We start from the raw sequence: 1,654 nt of genomic DNA, 5'->3' as shown, positions 1-1,654 counted from the left end.
AAGAGGTTGGCTGCAATCCCTGAATTTGTGAACAAAGCGGTGAAGACGAGATTTCAGCTGTCACGCGCGGAGTGCGAAGCCATTGGCAACCGCCCCGGTGGAGCGCTTGCCCTGAAGGCCTTTGTCGACAACGCGGAAGAGTTGGCACAGCTGGAGTTCAGCGGCCACAAGCTCAGCAAGGATGATATCCTCAAGATGCTGAACAATCAGGGTGGCGCGCAGGCGGTGAGGGCGTTGCTGAAGAACGCGCAGGCGCTGGCGACACTGAAGCTCAGCGGCCAGAAGCTCAGCAAGGACGATATCGTCAAGATCCTGAGGAACAGGGGTGTGGCGCAGGCGCTGAACACGCTGCTGGGAGAACGCGGAAAAGACCTGGCGGCGCTGGAGCTCAGCGGCCAGAAGCTCAGCAAGAATGATATCTTCAAGATCCTGGGCAATGAAGGTGCCGCACAGGCGGTGAAGGCGCTGCTGGATAACTCGCGCGCGCTGGCGGAGCTGGAGCTCGGCGGCCAGAAGCTCAGCAAGGACGATATCCTCAAGGTCCTGGCCCGGGTCGGCGCGGCGCAGGCGATGACAGCACTGCTGGACAACGCGCAGGCGCTGGCAACGCTGGCGTTCAACGGCCAGAAGCTCAGCAAGGACGATATCCTCAAGGTCCTGGGCAATGAAGGTGGCGCGCAGGCGCTGAAGGCCCTGCTGGGAGAACGCGGAAAGGCGCTCGCGGACCTGGAGCTCAGCGGCGAGAGGCTCGGCAAGGACGATGTCATCAAGATCCTGGGCAATCATGGCGGGGCGCAGGCGATGACGGCGCTGTTGGACAACGCAAAGGGACTGGCGCTGGAGTTCAGCGGCCAGAAGCTCGGCAAGGACGATGTCCTCAGGATCCTGGGGAACAGCGGCGCGAGGCAGGCCGTGACGGCGCTGCTGGACAACGCGGAGAAGCTGGCGATGCTGGAGCTCAGTGGCCACAAGCTCAGCAAGGACGATGTCGTCAGGGTCCTAGGCAATGAAGGTGGCGCGCAGGCGCTGAAGGCGCTGCTGGGAGAACCGGCAAAGGCGCTGGCGACGCTGGAGTTTGGCGGCCAGAAGCTCAGCAAGAACGATATCGTCAAGATCCTGGGCCAGCCCGGCGGGGCGGAGACGACGAAGGCGCTGCTCGGGAAGGCCGATAAATTAGCGAATATGCCTAAATCGAAAGTTTTGGCAGCCGCGACTAAAAACCGTGGCGCCGCTAGCGCAATTCGAAATCTTAAATGATGCTATCGCAACAAAATTCTTCATTAATGTTGCGGTAACGCGGTGTGATCCGCCAGCGCTGCCGTCAACGAACCCAGAGGCATCGCACCAGGTGATGCGGTGCGGGTGCAGGAGGTGCTCGAGGCCGACATGGGCCGGGCGCTGGGTGTGCTTCTCAGAGCGAACGCACGCCGGAGCGGCTGGGCTGCTGGCGGCAGCCGGGATCAAGCAGCCCAATCGTCCGGCCGCAAACCGCGAGCTATTTTAACAATGCGAACGCAAGCGGGCGCGGCGCGCCTGATTGTCGAAAAGGGTGTTGGAAACGGGCAAGTCCATCGCTGTCGCTCGCCCCCTGCGTATTTCGCAAAAACGGGACAGTCGTTCCGCTAAATCGCGGACAGCAGTTTCACTAAGTCGC

Annotated in this window: 1 protein-coding gene; it reads left to right on the top strand. The window is 61.6% G+C overall.

What is annotated here, in order from left to right:
* A partial coding sequence (locus tag ACWTU9_RS33090) for a hypothetical protein (protein WP_455861997.1) occupies positions 1 to 1,257 on the top strand: 1,257 nt, incomplete at its 5' end.
* Positions 1,258 to 1,654: the final 397 nt, after the last annotated feature.

It is taken from the genome of Mesorhizobium sp. 128a, assembly GCF_053848025.1.
The sequence above is the reverse complement of the archived record's forward strand: the minus strand, read 5'-3'. Positions and strand labels throughout refer to the sequence as shown.